The organism is uncultured Nonlabens sp. (genome assembly GCF_947495285.1).
In the GTDB taxonomy this organism is placed as follows: Bacteria; Bacteroidota; Bacteroidia; order Flavobacteriales; family Flavobacteriaceae; genus Nonlabens.
The window spans coordinates 1-5131 of the sequence record NZ_CANLXZ010000058.1; the positions used below are offsets into that span (position 1 = coordinate 1).

2 protein-coding genes and 1 pseudogene are annotated in these 5131 nt (G+C 36.6%); 1 reads left to right on the forward strand and 2 read right to left on the reverse strand.

From position 1 onward, the window contains the following. Positions 1-51: 51 nt before the first annotated feature. Both Q0838_RS14010 and Q0838_RS14015 read right to left on the reverse strand, forming a co-directional pair. Positions 52-357, reverse strand: coding sequence for a hypothetical protein (locus tag Q0838_RS14010; RefSeq protein ID WP_298956497.1), 306 nt, complete (start codon positions 355-357; stop codon positions 52-54). Positions 358-431: 74 nt separating this feature from the next. Next, positions 432-581 (reverse strand): annotated as a pseudogene (locus tag Q0838_RS14015) (GTP-binding protein); the annotation flags it as partial. A gap of 570 nt (positions 582-1151) precedes the next feature. Between Q0838_RS14015 and Q0838_RS14020 the strand changes: the two are divergent. Next, on the forward strand, positions 1152-4625 hold the full coding sequence (locus Q0838_RS14020; protein ID WP_298956496.1) for a hypothetical protein: 3474 nt from the start codon (positions 1152-1154) through the stop codon (positions 4623-4625). Positions 4626-5131 lie beyond the last annotated feature (506 nt).

Below are 5131 nucleotides of genomic sequence, written 5' to 3' on the forward strand. Positions count from 1 at the left end.
TTGTGTTGCACCACAAAGGTAACTTTGAGGAACAAATTTCCCTTTCTCTTTTTAAACGTTTAGGACGCTATTGGTTTGATACTTGTTTCTTTCGTCTGGAGTTAATAGCGCTTGTTCGATAGCGCCTCGTGTATCAAAATCGCTCAATTTAAGTTGTTCAATCAAGTCTTTATTATGCTGAGTAATCAAGCTGTTGAAACCTAGGATGTCTTTTTTAATAGCTATTACAAGGGTTTCTTTCTCTTTTTTTAAGTCTACAAGAGTTTGTAACTTTTTTGTAGTATCGCCAAGTTGTTCCACGTGCTGTTTTATTGTAGACTCTAAGCTATTACGTTTTGCAGCAACCGTAATATGCATGGGTAGTAGAGACGTTCGTTCTGCTTTAATTTTTTTAATTGTAGCTGTGCATTGCTCAATGGCTGTAGCGAGTGCTTTTTTATCTTATTCGATTTAACAGCTCCAGTTTCTTGAATAGCGCCACCATATAGTAATAACTTCTCTGTTAGTGCAGTTTTACCAGCATCTGGGTGGGATATGATCCCAAAAGTACTCCGACGTATTATTTCTTTCTGTAAAGACATAAAAGCTTGTTTTTAAAGCGCAAAAATAAGGCACTTTACAAATAACTTAATCATAACAGCTTATCACTTGTCATCATAATGAAATGCCTTGTATAGATCAATAGCGATCACAAAAACCTATTTATTAATTGAATTAATATAGGTTCCCTTCCCTCTTTAGGGAAACGCTCGTGGTCACTGAGCGTTGTCGAAGTGCAGGGCTAAGGGCTAGAATCAAAACGATTCCCTGCTTTGGAGGATCAAGAGAGGCGTAAGTAGAAACGTACATAGCAAAGCAACAAACTAATGTATCGTCTTCTACCAGAGGCATTGTATTGAGCTTGTCGAAAATAAGTGTATAAGATTAGAGGTGTTTTGACGCTAATTTTTTTAGTTTTATCGATTAAACACCCTATCTTATTGTATTTAGACGGTAAAATATGTAATTCATATAAACAATCTTATTTTAAGAATACTTAAGTCACACCTTATCTTTCATAAATGTATTTTTGTTTCTATTAAATGAAACTCATAGCGCTGAACATAGATGCAGTAACTAAAAGTTTTATCAATAATATAATTTTTTACCTTATGCGTTGTTTTAGTATATTAATAATTTTTTCATTTATAACCGCTAATGCTCAGGTAGGTATAAATACCACAACCCCAGCGACTAGCTTAGACATTGTAGGGAATCCAACGATTACATCAGATGCAGATGGCTTATTAATACCCAGAATAACGGGAGACCAGTTGCGAGCAAAAACTGCCTATGGTGCAGACCAGGTAGGTACACTTGTTTATGTTACTCTCCCAGACAGTGCACCTTCTGGTCAAACTATAAATGTAAATATCCCAGGATACTATTATTTTGATGGTACGGTATGGCAAATAATTGCTACAGCATCACTGGCAGATGGTGATGCTTGGGGGGTCACTGGAGAAGATATTGCGAGTGATGTATCTCGAACTGGGAATGTAACCATTAACAATGATAATAAACAAGCGCTAACATTAAGAAGTGTAGATAACTTAAATGCAACTGGGTTAGCTTTTCAAAATAGTGGAGCTGCTTACACGTGGAATATTTTTAGAGAAAACAATGGGAGCAGTACTGCTAATTTAATTTTTGCTGGAGGAGGAACAGAGACTGACCCAAACAATCTTCCAGAGAGAATGCGTATAACAAACGGAGGTAATGTAGGTATTGGAACTGCAAACCCATCGCAAAAATTAACTGTGAATACAGATGGTTTAAATCAAATAAACTTAGGTCAAGGTGGTACTGGACCGCGTATAGCATTTTCAGAAGATGATGGCGCAACTTTAGAAGGTTTCATTCAATACCGTAACAGTAGTGCGCCAGCAGCTAATTTTCCAAATTCTTTAACCATGTTTACTGGCGGTACAAACGACTTATGGTTTAACGCAAATCCTGGTAGTCCTGATTTGTGGATTGAAGGTGATAATGGCAATGTAGGTATAGGTACCACAACACCAACCCAATCTTTAACGGTAGATGGAAACATGACAACCGTTCAAGACGAGCAAACAATCCAATTTCCACATACCAATGCGTTTAATGGAGATGATGGTAAAATAGGATCTGGCAGCTTTGCCGAAGGTTTAAACATAGTAGGAACTCAAACGGTATCTGGTAATGGTAGAAAAGTATCTGTATTTGGAGATGTGCAAATTTTAAATGGAGGTGATCTAGATATAGACGGTAACGCAAGAATAAGGACTTTGCCAGCAGGTATAGCAGCAGATGGTATTGTAACTACAGATGCAAACGGTAATTTACGCCAGCGTACTGCAGCACAAATTGTGGCAGCAGCAGGTGTTTCTAATGATAATATATATAACTCCAATGGTACTATACCAGCCGCTACAAACCGTCAAATTATTTTAGGAGATAGAATTACTACCAAGGTTAATATTGCACCATCAGCTGAGGCAGCTAATATTTCTACTTTGAATGTAATAGGTGGTCTTGCTGAAGGTGGTTCTACCACAGGTATAACTTTTTCGTCTAATAATCTAGACAGTACAAACAAAATTGGTACTTTAAAAACACCACAGTTTTTAAACGATAACCCACCAGTACAGGCTATAAATATGGTTAATACGGCAGCAGCCAATACTTTATTTTTAGGTGGTAATAATTCGGCAAGTCAAGCATCACCAACACGAATAAACTTTACTCTTGATAGTACTCCAGGAGATTTAACAGATAGTTCTGGTGCAAATTCATTTATTCCTATGACTATTGTTGCGCCTACTGGTAATGTAGGTATTGGTACAGCTAACCCTAATTTCCTTTTAGACTTAGGAAATAGTACAGGTAGAAAACTATCTTTATTTAATAATACAACCCAATTTTTTGGTTTTGGTTTAGAAGCAGGTAGTTTAAATTTCTTTACCGGAGCGGGGGCTACAGATGATGCAAGTATGACCTTGTTTAATGTAAGTGCTACAGGAGATAAGCGTTTAGGTATACAAACTATAGCGCCAACTGCAAATTTAGATGTTAACGGTAATGCAAGAGTAAGAACCTTAGCAACAGGTGCAGCTGCAGATGTTGTTGTAACAGCGGCTGCTAATGGTCTTTTACGCCAGCGTACTGCAGCACAAATTGTAGCAGCAGGTGGTGGTCTAAATGTAGACGGCGATGCTTGGGGTGTAACAGGAGAGGATGTAGTAAGTAATATAAACCGTATGGGTAATGTAACTATTAATAATACAAATAACGAAGCATTAACCATACGAACACCAGATAATACGGCGTCTAACGGTATAGGCTTTCAAAATAGCGGCGCATCTTACACGTGGAATATCTTCCGTGAAGATGCTGGTGGTAATGCGGCAAATTTAGTATTTGCTGGTGGTCCAGCGTCTGCCATAGGTGCTTTACCAGAGCGTATGCGAGTCTCTAGTAATGGTAATGTTGGTATTGCAAACGCAAACCCTAATGCACCACTTACCGTAGGAACTACTGTAAACGGCTCAAGATTTACTCCAGATGTACGTGTGGGTAATGGTGATGGTAACAATAGTTCAACACTTGTAGTGGGGCAAGACGCAACTAATAGAGGCTTTATAGCACTTAACCAATCAAATAATTTCAACAATAGAACTACGTTAACAATGATTAGTGGTGCTGACGATGCTAATTCTAACAATATATTTTTTGATGTAAGTGATTTTAATAACACTTTAAATATGCGATATGACGGGGCGCTTTTTAACCTTGATCTTGGAGCTACTAGGACTAATATAAGTTCATCCAACTCAGGAGGAAGTTCTGATATCTTTATGGTTGGAAATAATATAGGTATTAATGAAACAACACCTGAGGCAACATTAGATATAAACGGAGATGCAAAACTGAGATCTGGTGGTGGTTCTGGGGGACTCACAGGTGGCGCTACACAATTATCTATGGCCTTTAATGCGACTAACTCATTTAGGCACGATATCAGAACAAGGCATAATGCTACTGGTACTGGAGGTAATGCAATAGATTTTGTAATACACGATCAACCTAATGATGCTGCAACAGGTGCCCCAACATTATATGCTATGACCGTTACAAACCGCGGTAATGCATTGCCTGCAGTAGGTATTGGTACAACTGCACCAACCCAAAGTTTACAAGTGATAGGTAATATTCTAGCTAGTGGTACGATTACTCCAGATTATGTGTTTGAAAGTTATTTTGATGGGTACTCAGATTTAAATCCAGAATACAAAATTATGTCTCTAGAAGAGGTAGAAGATTTTACTAGAAGGAATAAGCATTTACCAGGTGTTTTTTCCGCTCAAGATGTTCAGGAAAATGGTGGTATTCTCATCAATAGAGCTACAGAGCAAAATCTTGAAAAACTTGAAGAACTTTTTATCTATACTATTGAGCAAGAAAAGAAAATTCAAACGTTAATTAATAAAAATAACAACTTAAATATTAATTCTACAGATCAAAAAGAGGAGATCAATGCTTTACGTAAAGCAAATAAGGAGTTGAAAGATCGTTTACTTAAGATAGAGAAAGCATTAGGGATTTAAAAGGAATAATTAGTTTTAATTTAGTAATCATTCCCCTTGCAACTGCCAGGGGAATGCGTTACTGTAATTAAGTTACAAATACTTTAATGCTTTAGGTATTTATAATTTGTTCTTTTCCGCTTTCGCTAAAGCGTACTCATTACCAACTCTTTACCATAAATGAAAAACCTGCTTTTAAAACACGGTAAACGCCTAGCACCACAGTCTATAAAATTACAAGGAATTAACTACAAATAAAAGACAGAAACTGCCTCTTTTTATATAAATTAGACAACTTGTGACAAGCCTAAAACAGAAACCAATGTCCTTTGGAATGTAAAACAAAGCATACAAGAGATACGAAGCCAGTGTTTAATTTAAAAGGCTATAATTTTTTACTAAGATGGCTTATATAAAATATAGCATTGACTTCAAATTATAAAAGCAAAACAATCCTGTCCTAAATAAATTTAAGACATATCAAACTTAACCATTTTACTGGTTTGATTAGCTGTTTTATTGTTTTT

Bases quoted from the DNA above. Each gene is read 5' to 3' on its own strand.
- Q0838_RS14020 (WP_298956496.1), top strand. From the start codon at position 1,152: ATGCGTTGTTTTAGTATATTAATAATTTTTTCATTTATAACCGCTAAT.
- Q0838_RS14010 (WP_298956497.1), bottom strand. From the start codon at position 357: ATGCATATTACGGTTGCTGCAAAACGTAATAGCTTAGAGTCTACAATA.